The sequence below is a fragment of the Paenibacillus sp. 2RAB27 genome (assembly GCF_052115445.1).
In the GTDB taxonomy this organism is placed as follows: Bacteria; Bacillota; Bacilli; order Paenibacillales; family NBRC-103111; genus Paenibacillus_E.
Map to the genome: position 1 here is coordinate 165,872 of NZ_JBFRGR010000008.1, position 18,727 is coordinate 184,598.

General features: G+C 44.1%; 21 protein-coding genes. 11 read left to right on the top strand and 10 right to left on the bottom strand.

Translation table 11 applies throughout. The annotated features are described in order from the left end of the window. Positions 1-122: 122 nt before the first annotated feature. From AB4114_RS14350 to AB4114_RS14360, 3 genes are all read left to right on the top strand, one after another. Entirely contained in the window at positions 123-1,022 is a 900-nt protein-coding gene (locus AB4114_RS14350) for an alpha/beta hydrolase (RefSeq protein WP_441989053.1), read from the top strand. Positions 1,023-1,103: 81 nt separating this feature from the next. Next, a complete protein-coding gene (locus AB4114_RS14355; RefSeq protein ID WP_441989054.1) occupies positions 1,104-1,721 on the top strand; it encodes a stalk domain-containing protein in 618 nt (205 codons plus the stop codon). Positions 1,722-1,811: 90 nt separating this feature from the next. Further along, complete coding sequence (locus tag AB4114_RS14360) at positions 1,812-2,120, top strand: DUF1292 domain-containing protein (protein ID WP_171635424.1); 309 nt, start codon at positions 1,812-1,814, stop codon at positions 2,118-2,120. Positions 2,121-2,181: 61 nt separating this feature from the next. On the opposite strand, the gene AB4114_RS14365 is transcribed toward AB4114_RS14360, so the two are convergent. Together AB4114_RS14365 and AB4114_RS14370 are read right to left on the bottom strand one after the other, a co-directional pair. Beyond that, positions 2,182-2,601 (bottom strand): DUF1885 family protein, encoded by a 420-nt coding sequence (locus tag AB4114_RS14365; protein WP_171635426.1) that lies wholly within the window; start codon positions 2,599-2,601, stop codon positions 2,182-2,184. 85 nt (positions 2,602-2,686) lie between these two features. Continuing rightward, positions 2,687-4,156, bottom strand: a complete 1,470-nt coding sequence (locus AB4114_RS14370; RefSeq protein ID WP_441989055.1) for an aminotransferase class I/II-fold pyridoxal phosphate-dependent enzyme — start codon at positions 4,154-4,156, stop codon at positions 2,687-2,689. A 172-nt stretch (positions 4,157-4,328) separates the two neighbouring features. On the opposite strand from AB4114_RS14370, the gene AB4114_RS14375 reads away from it, so the two are divergent. Together AB4114_RS14375 and AB4114_RS14380 are read left to right on the top strand one after the other, a co-directional pair. Continuing rightward, positions 4,329-5,594 (top strand): MFS transporter, encoded by a 1,266-nt coding sequence (locus tag AB4114_RS14375; RefSeq protein WP_441989056.1) that lies wholly within the window; start codon positions 4,329-4,331, stop codon positions 5,592-5,594. 33 nt (positions 5,595-5,627) lie between these two features. After that, the gene (locus AB4114_RS14380) at positions 5,628-6,797 is read left to right on the top strand and encodes an MFS transporter (RefSeq protein ID WP_441989057.1); all 1,170 of its coding nucleotides are present in this window, start codon (positions 5,628-5,630) and stop codon (positions 6,795-6,797) included. A 73-nt stretch (positions 6,798-6,870) separates the two neighbouring features. Here the strand turns inward: AB4114_RS14380 and AB4114_RS14385 are convergent, their stop codons facing one another. The 5 genes from AB4114_RS14385 to AB4114_RS14405 all read right to left on the bottom strand — a co-directional run bounded on the left by AB4114_RS14385 (position 6,871) and on the right by AB4114_RS14405 (position 10,926). Next, entirely contained in the window at positions 6,871-7,527 is a 657-nt protein-coding gene (locus AB4114_RS14385) for a TetR/AcrR family transcriptional regulator (RefSeq protein WP_441989058.1), read from the bottom strand. Positions 7,528-7,564: 37 nt separating this feature from the next. After that, positions 7,565-8,596 carry an ABC transporter permease gene (locus AB4114_RS14390; protein WP_441989059.1) on the bottom strand — a complete coding sequence of 344 codons (1,032 nt, stop codon included), beginning with the start codon at positions 8,594-8,596 and terminating at the stop codon, positions 7,565-7,567. Further along, on the bottom strand, positions 8,593-9,321 hold the full coding sequence (locus tag AB4114_RS14395; protein WP_441989060.1) for an ABC transporter ATP-binding protein: 729 nt from the start codon (positions 9,319-9,321) through the stop codon (positions 8,593-8,595). The genes AB4114_RS14390 and AB4114_RS14395 overlap by 4 nt, the downstream gene beginning before the upstream one ends. A gap of 174 nt (positions 9,322-9,495) precedes the next feature. Further along, positions 9,496-10,176, bottom strand: coding sequence for a hypothetical protein (locus AB4114_RS14400; RefSeq protein ID WP_441989061.1), 681 nt, complete (start codon positions 10,174-10,176; stop codon positions 9,496-9,498). Between the two features lie 111 nt (positions 10,177-10,287). Beyond that, positions 10,288-10,926: a DUF1054 domain-containing protein gene (locus AB4114_RS14405; protein ID WP_441989062.1), complete on the bottom strand. Its 639-nt coding sequence runs from the start codon at positions 10,924-10,926 to the stop codon at positions 10,288-10,290. A 197-nt stretch (positions 10,927-11,123) separates the two neighbouring features. On the opposite strand from AB4114_RS14405, the gene AB4114_RS14410 reads away from it, so the two are divergent. Then, complete coding sequence (locus tag AB4114_RS14410) at positions 11,124-11,981, top strand: stalk domain-containing protein (protein WP_441989063.1); 858 nt, start codon at positions 11,124-11,126, stop codon at positions 11,979-11,981. 4 nt (positions 11,982-11,985) lie between these two features. Here AB4114_RS14410 and AB4114_RS14415 read toward each other — a convergent pair whose 3' ends face one another. Both AB4114_RS14415 and AB4114_RS14420 read right to left on the bottom strand, forming a co-directional pair. Then, positions 11,986-12,639 (bottom strand): response regulator transcription factor, encoded by a 654-nt coding sequence (locus tag AB4114_RS14415; protein ID WP_441989064.1) that lies wholly within the window; start codon positions 12,637-12,639, stop codon positions 11,986-11,988. Between the two features lie 15 nt (positions 12,640-12,654). Next, complete coding sequence (locus AB4114_RS14420; RefSeq protein WP_441989065.1) at positions 12,655-13,791, bottom strand: sensor histidine kinase; 1,137 nt, start codon at positions 13,789-13,791, stop codon at positions 12,655-12,657. Between the two features lie 184 nt (positions 13,792-13,975). On the opposite strand from AB4114_RS14420, the gene AB4114_RS14425 reads away from it, so the two are divergent. The 3 genes from AB4114_RS14425 to AB4114_RS14435 are packed head-to-tail and all read left to right on the top strand — an operon-like array spanning position 13,976 to position 17,258. After that, positions 13,976-14,911: an ATP-binding cassette domain-containing protein gene (locus AB4114_RS14425; protein WP_436242709.1), complete on the top strand. Its 936-nt coding sequence runs from the start codon at positions 13,976-13,978 to the stop codon at positions 14,909-14,911. A gap of 12 nt (positions 14,912-14,923) precedes the next feature. Next, the gene (locus AB4114_RS14430; protein WP_441989066.1) at positions 14,924-16,108 is read left to right on the top strand and encodes an ABC transporter permease; all 1,185 of its coding nucleotides are present in this window, start codon (positions 14,924-14,926) and stop codon (positions 16,106-16,108) included. Further along, positions 16,101-17,258 carry an ABC transporter permease gene (locus tag AB4114_RS14435; RefSeq protein WP_441989067.1) on the top strand — a complete coding sequence of 386 codons (1,158 nt, stop codon included), beginning with the start codon at positions 16,101-16,103 and terminating at the stop codon, positions 17,256-17,258. The genes AB4114_RS14430 and AB4114_RS14435 overlap by 8 nt, the downstream gene beginning before the upstream one ends. 57 nt (positions 17,259-17,315) lie before the next feature. Here the strand turns inward: AB4114_RS14435 and AB4114_RS14440 are convergent, their stop codons facing one another. After that, positions 17,316-17,444, bottom strand: coding sequence for a YjcZ family sporulation protein (locus AB4114_RS14440; RefSeq protein ID WP_441989068.1), 129 nt, complete (start codon positions 17,442-17,444; stop codon positions 17,316-17,318). A gap of 189 nt (positions 17,445-17,633) precedes the next feature. On the opposite strand from AB4114_RS14440, the gene AB4114_RS14445 reads away from it, so the two are divergent. Further along, on the top strand, positions 17,634-17,864 hold the full coding sequence (locus AB4114_RS14445; RefSeq protein WP_171635459.1) for a DUF6953 family protein: 231 nt from the start codon (positions 17,634-17,636) through the stop codon (positions 17,862-17,864). A gap of 191 nt (positions 17,865-18,055) precedes the next feature. After that, a complete protein-coding gene (locus AB4114_RS14450) occupies positions 18,056-18,652 on the top strand; it encodes a hypothetical protein (protein ID WP_056612513.1) in 597 nt (198 codons plus the stop codon). Positions 18,653-18,727: the final 75 nt, after the last annotated feature.

Below are 18,727 nucleotides of genomic sequence, written 5' to 3' on the forward strand. Positions count from 1 at the left end.
ATTTTCGACAAAATCCATCTTTTTCTAATGTAACATGGGAGGTTGCTGTCTTTCAACCACTATATATAGAATTAAAGAAACAGTAAAGTGAAAGTAAACAAATAGAAGGTGTTGATTTCATAATGATTGGGTTACTTGTTAGTAGTATTCTTTTGCTGATTGTGCTTGGTGTTGTTGGTCTTTCAACCTACGTGGGGTGGCAATTAACGCATCCTAAACGGAAGATTGTGGATGATACCCCAGAGAATTATAACTTGCACCGAAAGGATGTCTCATTCCCAAGCCGAACAGAGGGGGTGCTGTTAGATGGCTGGTACTTGGAATCGCCCAAAGCGCCGTCCTTACCTGAAACCAAGACAGTCATCATGTCACATGGTTATGCGGGTACACGTCTAGAAAAAGGTCTTCCAGCCTTGTCATTGGCTCAAGCACTTGTGAATGCAGGCTATCATGTTCTGATGTTTGATTTTCGGAATTCAGGACGGTCAGAAGGGAAAACAACCACAATTGGCTTCCTAGAGAAGGAAGACATCCTTGGCGCTATCGATTGGGTACAGACCTATGCTAGCAAACCAACGGAAATAATATTACTTGGATTTTCGATGGGAGGCACGTCGTCGATCTTAGCTGCTGCGGAGGCGAAAGATGTGGCAGGTGTCATTACGGACAGCGCATTTAGTCAATTACTTCCTTATCTCAAAGAAAACTTGCCGGTGTGGTCAAAGCTTCCACGCTACCCTTTTACCCCGTTGATTCTATTTATTTTGCCAAAATTGATTGGCGTGAATCCACATGCTGTTGATGCATTAGCTGCCGTTGACCGGATTGTGCCAAGGCCTATCTTGTTCATTCACAGTAAAGACGATCAAGCTATCCCTTATACCAATAGTTCCCAGATGTACAAGCGTCATCCAGAGGATTTTGAGCTATGGATTACAGAGAAAGCAGGGCATGTCGGTACCTTTCAGCTAGAATCAGAAGCATATATTAAGCGTGTACTGAATTTTATTGCAAAATGTTAAATTCATCGCAACTCTTCCTAAACATCGGCGTATAAAGATGCAGACAGACAGATGACTAACGAGGTTGGAGGTTAAAGAGAGATGAAAGTTCAGCGCATTTTTACGTTGATGGTTGTGTTCTTTGTTTTAAGTACGGCTGCGGTGGTAGCCTCTTCGATATGGGGGGATTATAAAGGGTATAGTATCGCTAGATTAGTCGTAAACAATCAAACGAAGGAATTCGCAGATTCCGATGTTCCGCCGCTTATTGTGGATGGCAAGACGGTACTTCCATTACGTGCAATGAGCGATGCTCTACAGTCCCTTCTCAGATGGGATGATTCGAGTAAAACAGCTTATTTGTTCAAGCCCAATGTACATATGTTCTTTACAACGGAAGTTCGTAAAGATTCGGCGATCGTCCCTTTCGGCGTTGTTGAACGAGGGAAACAAGCGGATTTTATCGTGTTCGCACAGGTAGATAACTTGAAAACAGGCATTAATTCCGTTCGCGTTTCCATTGTTTCTCCAAGTGGAAAAAGTGTAATTACACCTGTCGAGAAATCAATCTCCGATTCCAAAGAATCGTTCTGGTTGAAGGTTCCTGTCTATGGTGTTTCATTCGATGAAGCGGGTACCTATGTTGTTAAGTTTGCTATGCAGCAAAATGGAAGCAGTGAGTACTCTGTCGTTTCGGAAAAGCAAATTCAATCGGAGTAAAGCAAGCAGGGATTATCTGGTTTGACCTCTTAATATGAAAATGTTAGGATATTTAAGTAACTTATTACTTAATGAAATGAGGTTCTGCCTGTGAGCGATGAGAAGCATGTGCACGGCCCGGACTGTGACCACGATCACGACGAGCAAGGGGAAGACGTTTTTATCGTTACGGACGAGAACGGTGTAGAACATGAAATGGTCATGGTATATACCTTCCAATCTCAGGAGCAAGCGTATGCTGTTTTACTCGATCGTAATGATCCTGAAGCAGACGGCGTGATTTTCCGTGTTGAAGAAGAGGACGAAGATGCATTCCTCGTTAACATTGAAGATGAAGAAGAGTGGGAACGTGTAGTAACGATTTACAATGAAATCGTGGCTCAAGAAGGCGAAGAATAAGAGCTATACATAAGAACCCCCTAGCAGAGTGATCTGTTAGGGGGTTTCTGTTTGTGTTCATTCATTTTCTAGGATTGAAATACATGATTCTACCGTTAAATAGATGAAGTTCAGCTTTCAGAAGTTTGCCCAAATATTTGCAGAATTCATTGCCTTTGCTCTTGTCACCATGTGTGGCATTGTCAGGTAATACGAATTGCACGAACTGGCGCTCTTGCTCCTGGTTTTGTTCAGAACCGACCCCAACCACGATCGTATGATATAAAGCGTTGGTGCCTTTCAAATAAAACCATTTGCCTTCGCCTTCCGGCTTCGTCTCAATCGTATAAGGGAATCCGGCTTCGTCATACTCCCAACCAAGCTGTTTGGCTGTCAGGCTAAGTTGATCCCGATAATGCAGCAGCTTGTCCTTGATTTCATCCAAGGTAAGTGCCGCGACAGCGGATCCTGTTACGAATTTAATATAAGCGCTTTGAGCCATTCCTTGATCACCTCATTCGCAAAACATCACCCATATCATAGCATCATGTAAACGGTTTTACAATATATCCCTCAGGGTAGAGAGCTTAGAAGATGGCTTGTGTTTCTACGATCACTTTCACCTGTTGGACACTACGGTCTTCAGGCCCTTTAACAGGTAATCCGACCTCTACATGCTCAACGATATAATCAATTAGCTCCTGTGTAATAACTTCACCAGGGAGCAAGATCGGAATGCYGGGCGGGTACACATAGATGAATTCAGCAATGATACGATCGGCAGAGTCTTTAAAAGGAAGGATTTCCGTTTCTCCATAGAAAGCATCACGTGGTGTCAATGTCAATTGTGGGATCGCAGGAACCTTGATGACAACTTCTTTAACTTCGGCAACATCATCATTGATGTGAGATAACTCTCGCAAAGCCTTTAATAGAATGTCTACATTCTCTGGTGTGTCTCCTGGTGTGAAAAGACAGAGGATGTTGTACATGTCACTCATCTCGACTTCGATATTGTAGTGATCTCGCAGCCAATTCTCTACTTCAAAGCCCGTGACACCTAGCTTACGAACGTGTACGCAGATTTTGGTAGGATCATAAGCGTAAGTGGCTTCATCCCCGAGAATTTCTTCCCCGAAGCAATAGAGGTTCGGAATCTCGTTGATTTGCTTGCGCGCGTAGTGAGCAAGCTGAATCGTGCGTTCTGCCATTTCACGTCCGTTCAGAGCAAGGTGACGGCGAGAGGTATCTAACGAACCTAGTAAAATATACGAAGTCGACGTCGTAGTCAGCATCGAAATGATCGTCTGAATACGTTTCGGATTCACACGATTTCCTTTTACATTGAGGACGGAGCTTTGCGTCATGGAACCACCAAGCTTATGTACACTTGTAGCCGCCATATCAGCACCAGCATCCATAGCGGACATCGGCAGTTTCTCGTGGAAATGAATAAGGACACCGTGCGCTTCATCTACAAGTACGGGCATATTGTAGCTGTGTACGAGATCTACGATTTCCTTAAGGTTCGTACATACACCATAATAGGTAGGATTAATGACAAGCACGGCTTTCGCATCCGGATGCTTTTCGAGTGCACGGCGAACAGAACGAGTCGGAATGCCGTGATCAATTCCTAGATTTTTATCACGAGCAGGTTGAATGAAAACAGGCTTAGCTCCAACGAAAATAATTGCGGCTAGTACGGATTTATGGACATTCCGCGGCACGATAATTTTATCGCCTTCGGAACAAACGGTCATAATCATTGTCATAATCGCTCCGCTCGTGCCTTGCACAGAGAAGAACGTGTGATCCGCGCCAAACGCATGCGCAGCCAGCTTCTGAGCYTCTTCAATAACGCCCATCGGCTGATGAAGATCATCTAGCGGTGCTATATTGATGAGGTCGATGGAAAGGGCATTATCGCCTATGAAAGCACGAAACTCCGGGTCCATGCCGACTCCTTTTTTATGGCCAGGAATGTGAAACTGAATTGGATTTCTTTCCGCATGCGCAAGCAATGCAGAGAACAGGGGTGTACGGGTATGATCCACCTGATTATCGCTTCCCTTCTATCGTGGATTGCTTGTTCAAAAGTTGCAACAAACAAAATGAGTATATCAAACTAGAGATTTGATGCAAGTTAATTTTTTCAAAATAGTTTGCACAAAATGGGGTCAAACTAACACGGAGAAGTATAAATAGGCAAATAAAAGGAGAAATCGGATGATTTGGATGCGGAAATGGCGGGATAATCGGCTTTTCTCACCATTTGTGATGGAATTGTTAATTATTATGTTCGTCGTAGAATTTGTAAAGGGAGCCTTGCTTTTAACTGTTTTGCCGGTTTACATGACTACATCGCTCGGTGCTTCTGCATTTGTTATCGGATGGACGTTGGCTGCGCAATATATTGGCGATAATGTATTACGTACACCTGTGGGATGGATTATTGATCGGCTAGGATATCGTGTAACTATGCTAACAGGTGTGTTGTTGACTTTCCTTTCCGTTATTATCATGGCAATCACAACCCAATATCTGTGGATGATCGTTGGTTGTGCACTACTCGGATTTGGGACAGCCCCATTGTGGCCATGTGTTATTACAGGAACGACTGAAGTAGCAGGGGATGAGGGGAAAGCGACGATCATGAGCGTCGTTTATATGGCATGGCTGTCTGGGGTAGGGCTTGGTCCTGTGGCGATTAACTTCTTCGTTGGTGAAAATAACTATGCCTTTGCATTCAAGCTGCTTATCGGCTGTATGACGGTAGTCGTGCTGGTCGCGCTCATGCTTCCACGCAAACAGAAGGTAGCTAACACGGCTCGTGGTTTAGGGGAGGAACAGGTTGCCCTCAAGCTGCATCACGTACAAAAGCCTACTTGGTTACATCGAGTATCTACCTATTTAAGCGAGGTTCGGAAATCGATGTCGATAAGCCCTCTGATGTTTCCGGCTATGTTTGCTCAGACATTTGCGCTAGGGATATTAACGCCGATTCTTACGCTCTATGCCAAAGAAGTATTGATGCTATCTTCCTTTCAATACAGCCTATTTTTGGTCGCTGGAGGTGCGGTTACCGTTATATTTCTGATTCCAATGGGCAAAATGGTAGACCGCTTAGGGATTCGCCCGTTTTTACTTATCGGGTTTACACTTAGTGCAGCAGCCTTACTTCTTTTCACTTACGTGAAATCCATGAGCATGCTGTACATCTTAGTGGCGCTGCTTGGTGTAGGTTATGCTTTCATTATTCCTTCTTGGAATGCGTTGATTGCTTCTGCCATTCCGCCTGAGAAAAGAGGGGCAGTTTGGGGGTTTTTCCTCACGATTGAAGGATGTGGGATGATAGTAGGCCCTATTGTGTCGGGTAAGCTTTGGGACGTATATGGATATCATGCGCCATTCCTTACGAGTGGATTTGTACTTATCTTGTTACTTGTTCTTCAAATGTTCATTTCCATCCCCAAAAAAGGTATGGTACGATAAGGAAAAAGAATTGGTTTGGAGGCTTAATGCATCATGAATAAACAGATTGGAATCATCATGTTGTTGCTGATGACGATCTTTATTGGTTTCGGAATTATCATTCCAGTGTTGCCAGAAGTCGTGACTGGAGCGGGAGCGAAGTTTCATAACGCCGTACTCTTGTCGGTGTACTCGGCAGCTTCCTTCTTAATGTCTCCTATCTGGGGAGGCTTATCGGATCGTATTGGGCGTAGACCGATAATTCTAATCGGACTGCTGGGCTTTAGTGTGAGTTTCTTAATTTTCGGCTTCGCCAATGATCATTTATGGATCATGTATGTATCCCGTATTCTAGGCGGCTTATTCTCAGGCGCGGCGACAGCTTGTGCTGTAGCTTATGTAGCAGATATTACAACGGCAGAGAATCGGACCAAAGGTATGGGCATGGTTGGGATGTCGATTGGGCTAGGCTTTATTTTCGGACCAGCACTTGGCGGAATTGTTAGCAAATGGGGAACGTACACGCCATTCTTTGTAGCTGCTGCGCTTTCATTTGCTTCATTCCTCTTAGCGGCTGTGATACTTAAAGAATCCTTGACATCGGACAAACGCAGATCTTCGAAAGAAAAAGCGCCTTCGCGCTGGACTGCTTTCGATGGTGCTTCTAAGTACTTGTACGTATTGTCATTCTTCGTGTCGTTCACGTTGGCAGGACTTGAAGCAACGCTTCAGTATTATCAAATGGACAAAATCGGCGCTACGCCGTTTGACATCGGCATGATGTTCCTCGCGAGCGGCATCGTCGGCGCCTTGATCCAGGGCGGCGTCGTACGCCGCCTCGTGAAACAAGGTGCCGAACAGCTCGTTATCGGCATCGGTTTATTGCTTTCAGCAGCTGGCTTCTTCCTGCTGCTGTACTCCAGCAGCGTCGTAACCGCTGCGATTTACTTGTCGGTCTTCGGCGCAGGCAACGCGCTGATCAGACCGTGTGTGACGTCGCTGATTACGCAGCGTACGAAGGTTGGACAAGGCGTCGCGACAGGCCTCAGCTCCTCCATGGACAGCCTGGGCCGCATAGCAGGCCCGCTCCTTGGCGGAGCGGTGTTCGCGATCGCCCATTCGCTGCCGTTCATCATCGGCGGCGTGCTTTGTCTAGCTGCGATCTTACTGCTGCAGCGCTTCATTATGGTTGATCGCCAAACTACCGCGCAACGAGCGGTTTAGCTGTACACAGAAAAGCTGCACATCCATTTCTCCGGAAGGAGAGGGGGTGCAGCTTTTTGTTTGCAACAGCACGCTATCGTGGCGACAGACCATACAAAATGAACTTAATCGTATAGTCAATTTCTTTCTCTTCATCCCAGTCCGCATCAGGGTCAAGAAGAAAACGAGCAATGAGAAAGCCGACTATCGTGGAAACGATCAGACGCATTGTAGTTGGCGCAGGGAGTTCAATGATTTGCCCCTGCTTTTGGAAATGCCGAATGGCTTTATAAGCTTTCTCCAGCACCAGAACGGCCACTGTTTCTTTAAATTGTTCGCGAAGCTCGTTGTGGAACGGGATTTCATGCATGAAGATTTTGATGACTGGAAAGTGCCTGCGCGCAAATTCTAAGCGATTCACAATAATTGCACGTAGGAATTGCTCGACATCGGGATAATCCGCTTCCAAAACCTTCGTAAAATCTTTAACCGCAAATGGTGCAATGAGCTTGGACATCATCGGTGCTACGATCGAGAGGAGCAGCTCTTTTTTTGTTTTGTAATGACGGAAGATCGTGCCTTCAGCGACGCCAGCTTTCTGTGCAATCTCACTTGTAGAGGAGCCTGCAAAACCTTTCTCAGAGAAAATCTCCACAGCCGCTTGAACAATCTTAATCTGTTTATCGGTCATTTTATCTTCTTCGTCGTTCAGACGCAGCAGTTCAGTTAACCATGGCTCGATCTCGGACATTGCATTCACCTCTTTCTCCGTTCTAGACATCCATCCATTATATCTTACGATGCTTCTTTAATGCCACAATATTCAAGATCATAAAGACGAGTGTAAAGGCTGCAAGTACAAGCACATCAAGCCAGATGCGATCCCAGCCTGCGCCGCGAATCATAATATTCCGCAGAGCGTCAGCGCCATAGTACAGCGGCATCAAATGACCAATCCAGCGTAGGTAGACAGACATTGTATCCAAGCTGAACAAACCGGAGAAGAAGACCTGAGGCACAATGATGAGCGGGATGAACTGAATCATTTGGAACTCATTGTTCGCGAAGGCAGAAATCAAGGTTCCCAAGGAGAGCGCAGCCAGAGCCAGCAACAGGGTAATCAGCAGCACATACCAGAAGGATCCTACCATCATCAAGCCGAGAACGCTCGTTGCAAACCAAGCAATAAGTGTCGCTTGCAAGGTAGTGAAGATTCCAAAACCAAGGATGTACCCCACAACGATCTCCCATCGACGCAAAGGTGTAGCGAGCAATCGTTCCAAGGTCCCGCCTGTACGTTCTCTCAAGAAGGACACACCTGACAATAGGAAGACGAAAAAGAAAACGAAAAATCCAATAAGTACCGGTCCGAAATTGTCAAAAGCGGCCATATCAGCGGCACCGTGTAAATACGATATCGTTGGCGCAAGTACGGATGCGGTGCCAGTCGGGGCTGAGCTTTGCAGTGACTTTTGCAGCAGGAAGAGAACAGCTTTGTTCTTGCTTGGATCACTGCCTTCCAGGGTTAATTGCGGTGTAGTTCCATTCATGACTAGCACAGCGTCTAAGTTGACATGATCCAGTTCTATTTGCGCTTCTTCTGCCGAGTAGACAGTAACCTCCGCGTTCAAATCCTGCAGCTTCTGAATAAGCGGGGCAGGAACATTTACGGCGCCAAGCTTGGGCACATAGGTGTTGCCATTGAAAACTAAGGACATCATGAACAAAATGAGCATAGGAGCTACCAGCATCATCATGAGAGTTCGTTTATCATGGAAAAATTGACGAAGAATGCGTATAACAATGGCCCGAATTCTCATGCGTGAGCACCTCCATAAATTAAGAATGCTTCTTCGATCGTGGAGGAAGAGGTAGCGTGTTTTAACTCCTCTGGCGTACCTATGGCGGTGAGGCTTCCGTCTCGAATCATACCGAGTTGATGGCACTTGTCTGCTTCATCCATTACATGTGTGGTCAGAAGAATGGTAGTTCCATTCAGACTTAGATTCATGAGCTCCTGCCAGATCGATTTGCGTAACACAGGGTCAATCCCTACGGTAGGTTCATCGAGAATAAGGATGCTTGGCTCGTGGAGCAAGGAAATGGCAAGCGATAACCGTCGCTTCATGCCCCCCGAATAGTTGCTGACTTGTTTCTTCAAATGATCGCTCAAATCAACGAGCTCCATGACAGCTTGAATGCGCTGCTTACATTTGGCTCCTTTGAGGCCATATAAGGCTGCGAAAAAAGCCAGGTTCTCCTGCGCCGTCAATTCGGTATATAAGGCATCTGATTGCGCCATATAGCCGATTTGGGAGAGCATAGCTAGCTGAGGCATCTTCTGGCCAAGTACGGTCACCTGACCGGATGTAGGGGCATCAATGCCTGCGATCATGCGGACCAGTGTTGTTTTACCCGAACCAGAAGGACCTAGTAGTCCAAAAATCTGTGCGCGAGGAACTGCAAGCGTAATGTCCTTCAGAACCGTTTTCTCACCAAATTGCTTGCTGACTCCTTGCACTTGAATCGATGTGGCGGATGTCATGGTCTGCACCTCTTTCAATAAATAATAAAGTGAGTAATCACTCATTTTTGATTCTAAACCCATCATACGATAAATTTATGCAGTTGAGAAGTGAGTAATCACTCATTTTTTAAAGTGAGGTGCTAATACTGAAAAAGAGGCATTCCATAGAATGCCCCTCCTGTTAACGCCAAACTACTTTTTCGCTTTTGGTTCCATTTTGTGATCAACCCACTTCTCAATCGAGGGTGTTAATTGATCCTTAATCGATACCACTAGCTTGTCTTTGGAAATGCCTTTCGCTTGCGCAATTTCAGCCAAAGACTTACCTGCATGCAGTTGTGCACGGAGTTCGTCTTTACTCATGCCTAGCGATTTTGCGAGCTTTTCAGTGTCGGGCTTTAAGCCGAACTTATGCTTGCCATGCCCAGGATGGTGAGCTAGCAGGTTCTTCTCATTGAGAATGAACTTCAAATGCTCGCCGAGCTTTTGCTTCATGTGCTCGCCTTGGTCAGCAGTCAGCTTGCCATCTTTCACTGCGGTTTCAATCTTCGTCGTCCGAAGTTGTTGCAGCTTCGCAGTCAGATCGGCTTCCGAGATGCCCTTTTCAGCGGCGACCTCCACAATGCTTTTCCCGCTCTTCAGCGACTTGAAGAGAACTTCTTTGTCGACACCGATAACCGTTGCGGATTCTTCAATAATCGGCCATTTCCGTTTATGGTGTCCGCTTTGACCAGTCTCATCTGACTGTTGCAACATAACGGTTGGCTGATCTTCGGAATCAGGGTTCTGTGCGACAGCAGAGAGGCTGCCACCCAAGATACAGGTGAGTGCGATGGAGCTGATGAGCAGCTTCCTAATGTTTGTTGCTTCCATGGGATTCGAGGCCTCCTTTCCTGTTTATTGGGAATTACAGGATTTAGTCTGCGCAGGAAAGCCGCGTTTTAGTTGAAAGCAACCTTAATTTAATATAAATTTTTCGTGAAATTAGAGCGATGGTGTGTCGACAGCAAGTTTGTACAACGGAATCAGCTTCTCAAAGGTTTGTTCGATTAAAAGTTCCAACTCAGCAGGTTGTGCTAACACGGGGTCATCGAAACGGAGGTTTCGACCGATGAGCAGCTCTGCTTTTTTGACATCACGGAAGCGAATTAAGGCTTCGTTCCAGCCTGTAGTGTCGAGTTGAGACACGGAAATCGTATCTTTTTTCATATGATCAAAAGAAAGTAGGAAATCTGTTGGAATTTCGGCTTGAATCTGCTTCAAATTGTTCATGTAAGTCGTAGCGATATTGCCTTTGTTCGGCAGCTCATAAATGAGTGCAAGCCAGATGAAAACTCGATCATCGAAAAGACCGACCTGGAAGTGAGGTACTTGCTTGTAGCCGCGTTTGTTAGGACAGATAGCCATCCAGGTGTCGACAGGAGGATTGATCTTACGTCGTAAGTGTTTGGCAATATGGAGGAACATTTCGGTTCCCGATTGGACAGATAATTCGGTTGCCAATACATCGCCAAGGGCTTTGAATTTAGGTTGAATTCGCTCGCGAATGGCGGCCATTCGTCCGTCTAATCCCTCGATGGCGAAGGTATCGAAATCGTGTTGTGTAAATCCTGTAAAACTCATTATGGAAGTTCCTCATTTCACATGCATGTTTTTCAACTATTCTAAAGCAATTTCGACCAACTCGCAATGAATCAAGTGCATTGTTTGGTTAGCTTTTATAGGTCAATAGAGGGAAATTGTCGAAACAAGGAGGTAAATTAAGGTAGTTGTCGAATGAGTTAAGGTAACAAGCTAGGAAAGGTACAGGAGGAATTTGGATGAAGAAGATGCCAAAATGGTCGAAGGTTGCAATCGTTGGAACACTAATGGGAACATGTTTTGGGGCAGGTGTATATGCACAAGATGTACTTCAACGTGTCGATGCGTATCTCAGAAGTGATTATAAAGTTGTCGTAAATGGTCAAGCTGTTCAATTAGCGAATCCGCCATTAATTTATAATAATTCAAGTTATTTGCCGGTTAAGGAGTTGGCTGGTCATTTAGGAGCTGTCGTGAATTGGCAGGAAAGTACGAAAACGATTTATGTCGTCCCGCGCGTGAATTCGAATCAGCCAGTTGTGGGAAATGAATCGAATTATACGGAGATGGTCTTGCAATTTCCCTATGCGCAATATATGGATTACCAGGGAGCATCCTACCCGGTCTTACTTAATAACACAGATCAAACGTATTATCGGTTGAGCGATATTGAACGAATGGGAATCCGAACAGATGGTTTACGTAAAGCAAAAGAGAAATTTACGGGTCAAGTGTACGTGAGTGAAACTGAATTGAAAAATGTATGGGGGAACCAGCCCCCACAGATGTCTTATTCCAGGTATGAGACATTAGTCGTGTCAGGTGAGACAGATCCGCTTAAATTGAAGGCACTGAAGACTTATGTTGATTCTTACCGTTATTTTGTTGTGGATAAAGTAAGTTACTCTTGGAATCCAGTCATTATTGATAAGCTGCCGGAAGAAAACACCTATTATTACTTGTTGAATAATAATGGACATTTCTTTAAAACCACGGTCAAGTTAACGCCTTTTATCAATTATAGTAATGAAATTTCTGATTACCTAGTTGCCAGTACTTCGGTGGAAGATATCGAGGCGGGTAAAGTCGTGAATTAGGTTCTCAGCCTTGCTGTCGCTTCAGGTAAAAAATGGCAATTTGAGTGCGATCTCGGAGGTTCAATTTACTTAAAATTTCAGTTACATAGTTCTTCACCGTACCTTCGCTCAGGAATAGCTCCTGGGCGATTTCTTTATTTGAAAGGCCTTCGGAGATTTTAGCAATGATAGCCTGCTCATTAGCTGTCAAGCCATACCCATCAAATGGATGGGCCTGTGCATCAGCTTTTGGGGGGCTATCTTGAATGAAACTGGTTAGTTTCTTCGCAATATCAGGATGAATGAGCAAATTCCCTTGCTTCACCGTCTTAACGCCTTGAATAATACGATCCGGGGAAATATTTTTTAATAAATAACCGCTGGCGCCGTTTCGTAGTGCTTGTATGATGTACGCATCATCATCGAAGGTAGTCAGAATCAGTATCGCGATTTCCGGGTACGCTTCTTTGATTTGTTTTGTCCCTTGAACACCATCGCAGAGCGGCATACGGATATCCATGAGGACTACATCAACTAGTGTTCCATTTTGAATAAAGGTGAGTGCTTCGTTCCCGTTCGTACAAGTTCCAACAACCGAGATTTCAGGATCAAGACCAATAATTAATTGTAAGCTTTCACGAATAAATGGATCGTCGTCGGTTATGAGTACATGAATCATCAACAATCCCTCCTTTTAAGTAGCTTCATTGTGTCGAAAAGCTGGCAGCACGGTAGTTACGGTGAAATGTTCCTCATTCGAAATAATAAGATGCCCGCCAATCACTTTAATTCGTTCTTCCATACCGGATAAACCAAGCCCTTTAACCGTAGGCTCCATCTGACGTGTGCCATTATTAGAGACTCCCATGGTCACTTGATTGGCTGTGTACTGCAATGTGATCTGAACGTATGTAGCAGCGCCATGCCGAATCGCATTAGAGATCGCTTCCTGTGCATTTCGGTAAAGAATGTATTCAAGGCTTGGATACAATTCATAAGGCATTCCCTGAATATCGAGTTCAATGTCGATAGCGTTCTCTCGAGTTAGCTCATCAATTAATGTAGCCAAGGAATAACTTTGCAGCGAATGCTTGTTCGGTTTCAATCGACGTACAGTTGAACGAAGGAGTTCCATACTCTCACCGAGTTGATCGCGAACAGAACGTAACATCTCAGTACCTTTGGTTGGTTGAGAGGGGAGGATGGTAAGTGAGGCCTCCATCATCATTTTGATTCGAATAAGCTTATGTCCCAAATCGTCATGCAAATCATGTGAGATGCGGTTACGTTCTTCCGTTTGGGCAATGTTCTCTACTTTTCGGGCATAATCCATTAATTGAAGACGGGCTTCATCCAATTCATAATGCTTCTTTCGGAGTTGATCATAGAGCAGCTCAACATCATCTTTATTTTTTTTCATTCGCTGAAGCTGGAAAGATAGGATGGCGATTGTGCCAAACATCACGTTTGCAAAGATGAAATACATAGATGGTTGATTTTGCAAGGAAAAATTAAGAACAAGTAGCTGTAACAGAATTGCTCTAAATTGCTGCTGACGATTCAACTTGGGTACGTAAGTCAGAAGGGTTGAGAAGAACGAGAGAAACCATACGCCTTCGAAATGATAACTCATCCAGCCTGTACAGGCGATTTCAAGGAGGAGCATCCAGTTCGTGTTCGGGAAGCGTGTTCGCCTCATTTCGATCAGTCCAATAAATAGGAGTACGAATAGCGCATAGGTGTTATTGGATATGTAGACTTCCAAATACATGGAAGCAATCGCAGGTACGAGTAAGAGAAGATAGCGTGTGAGTAAGAGTTGGTTTATCAATCGAGATTCGCATCCTTTATCTTAGTAAAGAAAGTATAGCATACGACTTTTCGTTGGATAACACTTTTCTTAGCAAAAATAAAGTGACTTTTGTCACTTTGTAAAATGACTTCTTCTACCTGTCGAGTTGCTCACAAAAGCGTACAATTACGGTAATAAGTGCAGTGAAGAAAGGGAGAGATGTATGAGCTTTGTTCAATTGAAGGATGTAGTTAAGAAATATGACAATCGTATTTCTGTAGATCATCTGAATTTGACGATTCGAGAAGGTGAAGTTTTTGGTCTGTTAGGACCTAATGGAGCGGGCAAAAGTACAACGATTAAAATGCTAAGCGGATTGCTGAAAATCGATCAAGGTGACATCTTGGTAGGTGGCAAATCTGTTGCTAAATACCCAATGGAAGTCAAGCGTAATTTGGGGCTCGTGCCTCAAGATTTAGCGATATATGAAAACTTAACAGCTCGGGAGAACGTCACTTTTTTCGCTAAATTATATGGGTTGAGAGGAAAGCTGCTTAAGGAGCGAGTGGAGGAATCGTTAGCCTTTGTGGGACTCCTAGATCGTGCGAGTGATAAGCCTAGTTCATTTTCAGGTGGCATGAAACGAAGACTGAATATCGCTTGTGCTATCATGCATCAACCAAAGCTGATTATTATGGATGAACCAACGGTGGGGATCGACCCTCAGTCACGTAATCATATCTTAGATTCGGTAAGAGAATTGAATCGAATGGGATCGACGATCCTATATACCTCCCACTATATGGAAGAAGTGTCGGCCATTTCGACGAGAGTCGGGATCATGGATCATGGTCATCTCATCGCTTGCGGAACGCAGGAAGAGCTGCGTAATCAAGTTTCCCAGGACAATAAAATTGTGCTTCAAATTACGAACCTCACGGACCAAGCAGTTAAAGAGTTGAGAGAGTATCCGTTGATAAAACAGTTAAATGCAAATGAACAAACCCTTGAACTGATCGTAAGCGCGTCACAAAGTTATTTGCAAGATATCCTCTTCATTTTGTCTAAACATCAGGTGAAAATACAATCGCTCACGCAGGTGGAGCCTGATCTAGAAGCTTTGTTCCTGTCATTGACCGGAAGAACCTTGAGAGATTAGGGGGAGATTCACATGCCAATTTGGACTATTGCTAAATATGAAATCCTCAGGAAACTGCGGACCCGCTATGTGCTGTTGATTCAATTTCTAATGCCCTTACTGCTCATTTTTATTTTGGGATCAGCTCTCTCAGGCGTGTTTAAGGTCGAGGATAAAGGATTAAATTCAGTCAAGGTTGATATCCTTCAATCGGATTCAGGAGCTTTGCAGGAAGGTTTTCAAAAATTCTTGGCATCTCCAGAGACCCTAAAGCACCTGCAAACCCATGTGATATCAACACGCGAGGAAGCGATAAAACGGTTGAAGAATGGAGAATCTGAATTTGCAGTTATCATCCCGAACGATTTCAGTGCTCAGGTGCAGGCGGGAAAAGCAGCCCAGTGGGAGATGATATTGGGTCATGATTATTTGAAAAATGTAACAGCTCAAATGGTGTTTCGCACCTATTTCGATAAAGTGAATCAGATTCAAGCTATTCAGACTACAGCTCGTTCAACGTCTTTGGAGCCTCTAAAGCAGGTCGAAGGCATATCCTCACAACGTGGGGCTGCAAACCCTTCGTTGGTACATGTAGGCCAATTAGCAGCTTCAAATGGCAACTACACGGCCATGCAATATTATGCGGCGTCGATTCTCGTGATGTTTTTATTATATTCGGGCATGATCACTGCTTTTAGCTTACAGAATGAAAAGGTGAATCACACGTTATCTCGTTTGAATGGCATGCCTATTCGTGAGTATCAAATTTTAATTGGTAAAATTAGTGGGAATATGTTCCTTTCTATTGGTCAGGCTGCAGTTATCATCGGTGCCACCAAGCTATTCTATGGTGTGGATTGGGGTTCTCAATTCCTAACACTCTTTCTTATTTGTTTATGTATGATTCTAGCTTCAATGAGTTTGGCCATCGTAGTCATGCTCCTCTTCCAATCAGATAGTATGATTGCGGCGATTTTTCAAACGGGGATTATGATTATGACATTCTTAAGTGGGGGCTTTACACCGCTTCCTGATGGATTCCTTAAGCAAGTAGGTTCGTACACATTAAACTATTGGGGGATGCAAAGTATGTTTCAACTCATGCTGGGGAGCGAAACGTCTATAGTAGCGCATCACTTATTGATTTTAGTTTGCATGGCCATTGGCTTGTCACTAATCGCATTTCTTGTTTACCGAAAAGGGGGATATCATGAATAGTTTGGCGATCGCTCTAAATATGCTGCGCCGTTCCCTTTTTCAACGAAAAGGACTTCTCATGTATTTGGTTATACCGGCTGCCGCGGTGTCACTCATCATTTCTGTTCTTGGTAAACAAAGTGAGCATCGAGCAGACATCGCTTATCTTAATTTGGATCAAGGTGCATTAGGCACACAGGTCGTACAAGAGTTAAGTGCATTACCTGATTATCGGTTGACATTGGCTGCATCTGAAGCCGATTTGAAAAACGATGTTATTAAACAGAAGGTCACCGGTGCCTTCATCATACCTGCAGACTTAAGTGAAAAGTTATTAGCAGGAGGAACTTTGCCGCAGCTTGACATGTTTCAACTCAATTCGAATGAATCCACGATTACATTCAAAATAAGTCTGGAAGGCATTTTATCCAGGTATCAAGATACGATTGCTTTATACAGTAAACAAGGTCTGACAGAGACTGATTTGCGAGAGAGCACCTTGCAAACAATTTCTCAAATTCAAAAGTACCAAGTTAGTCCTAAAATAACGGATTTGGATTTGTATACGAATCCTAACATGCATATCGTGATTGGACTCATGCTGATCTTCATGATGGGCTTAATGAACAATACAGTGTCTCTCGTTATGGAAGATCGAAGACTTCGTACATTAGCAAGAACGTACACAGCGCCAGTTAGAGCTTTTGAAATTGTAGCAGGAAATTTCTTGGGCAGTTTTGTTGTGGGTACACTTCAAGTGCTAGTTATCCTCTTCATTACTAGATACGTGGCTGGATATGAGTACGGTCTCCCATTCATATCTCATTTTGTCATCTTAGAATTTTTCCTGTTAGCGAGCATGGGAATTGCCAGTGCTGTAGCGAGTATGGTGAAAAATGCGACTAACATGAACGTGATAAACGCTCTTGTTGTTACGCCAACCTGCATGCTGGGCGGATGCTTCTGGCCGATTAGCCTCATGCCGGAATGGATGCAAAAGCTCGCAAACTTTGTCCCGCAAAAGTGGGCACTCGATGCGATCGAACGTATGTCTGCAGGAGAACCATTGTCTCAGCTATGGATGAATATAGGGGTATTGGCTTTATTCGGTCTTATCCTTATGAGCATTGGCTCAGCAATCCTCAATCCGGCGGAATCTGAAGCTGGTTAAATAAACTCAAAGGGCAGCTCCTGAAGTACAGGGCTGCCCTTTATCAACTGTGAAGTATTAGATTACAAAAGCGCTAGTGATAATAACTAACAAGATGAAAAGAACCAAAATTGCTGCAGAAGATCCATATCCACCGCCACAGCCAACTCCACCAACTCCACCAACACCTGCTACACCATAACCCATATCATTCACCCTCTCTGTTTGAAGTCTTGTTCATTGACTTTCGACATAGCATATGGAGCAATACGGTAGATGGAATGGGCTGTGCGAGAATTCTGTCATGATTGTGCTGGTGTCCTTAGTCAGGTGCGGATATTACAAGGATGTATGTTATAATGATCAAATGGACAAGGAAAGGAGAATGGTTGGAGTATGACAGAGAATGAAATTGCAGAGTGGATGTTGAATGAGTTGAAATCGGCAGGGATTTTGTATCAAAAGGATGCCGTAGACTATATTCTTAAGACTTATGGGGAATCCTTTATTTATGTCAATGACAATGGGAATCAAGCCATTTCCAAAGAGGTCAAGAAAATCTTCAAGAAATTGCATGGCGGTAGAGCTGCATGGGAACGCGATGGATTTTTCTGGGGCTGGCATTAATCATAGGATGGCAAGAACATGGGCTGTAGCTGATGGCAAACAGGCATCGGCTTTTTTTGTGCGCTTTCTTTTAAAAAAATATCCATAATCCAAGTTGCTAAAACATAGAATTCATAATAAGATAACTGTAAGAACACAAGTTGTCTGAATATTTAAATAAATGGTTTGCGCCAATTATGGAGGGGATTGCCGTGAGTAAGAGTCATGAAGTGGAGTATTGCAACCTAGAGTTACGATTTGATCGCCGGCTAATCCGGAACTTCATTAAAGCCCTCATCCAAGAAGGATATTCGCTCTACTGGAACGAAAGTGAACTTCAATTTATCATCTCAATTCGCACAGGGCGCAAGTTGATCAAGCTGAAATTCGAACGAATTGGCGAGAAGTATAAGATTGTTGGCAATTATTCATTCAAAGATGAGAAGCTTGCTGAAATGATGGAGAAGCTGATCGGAGATACTCGCGGTCATGCCGTTGTGAAAAGATTTAAGGATCGGCAAATTCTCATTGAGAATATTATGTTCGGGGAAATCATCCGCATGGTGGAGATTAGCGGAATTGAACATAAGGTGCTGTATCAGAAGGAGCCTGCTGTGACCGTAGAAGAAGTCATGCAAGCACTAAGATCGAAGCGGACAGACGAACGCATCCCTATTTTGCGCATGGAGCTTGATTATGAATTAGCTACGCTGCAAGATGCACTCTCATCCGGGGACACCAAGGCCGCGATGGAAAGTAAAGTTAAATTGATCGAATTGAGACAAGAAATGCTTCTATTGGAGATGTGAGAATGAATAGTGTGCTGGGATGAAAGAGAGCCTGTATGAACGTATACGGGACTCTCTTTTGTGTGTTTATAAGGG

Bases quoted from the DNA above. Each gene is read 5' to 3' on its own strand.
- AB4114_RS14385 (WP_441989058.1), bottom strand. From the start codon at position 7,527: ATGTCCGAGATCGAGCCATGGTTAACTGAACTGCTGCGTCTGAACGAC.
- AB4114_RS14380 (WP_441989057.1), top strand. From the start codon at position 5,628: ATGAATAAACAGATTGGAATCATCATGTTGTTGCTGATGACGATCTTT.
- AB4114_RS14365 (WP_171635426.1), bottom strand. From the start codon at position 2,601: ATGGCTCAAAGCGCTTATATTAAATTCGTAACAGGATCCGCTGTCGCG.
- AB4114_RS14435 (WP_441989067.1), top strand. From the start codon at position 16,101: ATGAATAGTTTGGCGATCGCTCTAAATATGCTGCGCCGTTCCCTTTTT.
- AB4114_RS14375 (WP_441989056.1), top strand. From the start codon at position 4,329: ATGATTTGGATGCGGAAATGGCGGGATAATCGGCTTTTCTCACCATTT.
- AB4114_RS14430 (WP_441989066.1), top strand. From the start codon at position 14,924: ATGCCAATTTGGACTATTGCTAAATATGAAATCCTCAGGAAACTGCGG.
- AB4114_RS14395 (WP_441989060.1), bottom strand. From the start codon at position 9,321: ATGACATCCGCCACATCGATTCAAGTGCAAGGAGTCAGCAAGCAATTT.
- AB4114_RS14400 (WP_441989061.1), bottom strand. From the start codon at position 10,176: ATGGAAGCAACAAACATTAGGAAGCTGCTCATCAGCTCCATCGCACTC.
- AB4114_RS14425 (WP_436242709.1), top strand. From the start codon at position 13,976: ATGAGCTTTGTTCAATTGAAGGATGTAGTTAAGAAATATGACAATCGT.
- AB4114_RS14355 (WP_441989054.1), top strand. From the start codon at position 1,104: ATGAAAGTTCAGCGCATTTTTACGTTGATGGTTGTGTTCTTTGTTTTA.
- AB4114_RS14445 (WP_171635459.1), top strand. From the start codon at position 17,634: ATGACAGAGAATGAAATTGCAGAGTGGATGTTGAATGAGTTGAAATCG.
- AB4114_RS14390 (WP_441989059.1), bottom strand. From the start codon at position 8,596: ATGAGAATTCGGGCCATTGTTATACGCATTCTTCGTCAATTTTTCCAT.
- AB4114_RS14440 (WP_441989068.1), bottom strand. From the start codon at position 17,444: ATGGGTTATGGTGTAGCAGGTGTTGGTGGAGTTGGTGGAGTTGGCTGT.
- AB4114_RS14350 (WP_441989053.1), top strand. From the start codon at position 123: ATGATTGGGTTACTTGTTAGTAGTATTCTTTTGCTGATTGTGCTTGGT.
- AB4114_RS14415 (WP_441989064.1), bottom strand. From the start codon at position 12,639: ATGATTCATGTACTCATAACCGACGACGATCCATTTATTCGTGAAAGC.
- AB4114_RS14410 (WP_441989063.1), top strand. From the start codon at position 11,124: ATGAAGAAGATGCCAAAATGGTCGAAGGTTGCAATCGTTGGAACACTA.
- AB4114_RS14405 (WP_441989062.1), bottom strand. From the start codon at position 10,926: ATGAGTTTTACAGGATTTACACAACACGATTTCGATACCTTCGCCATC.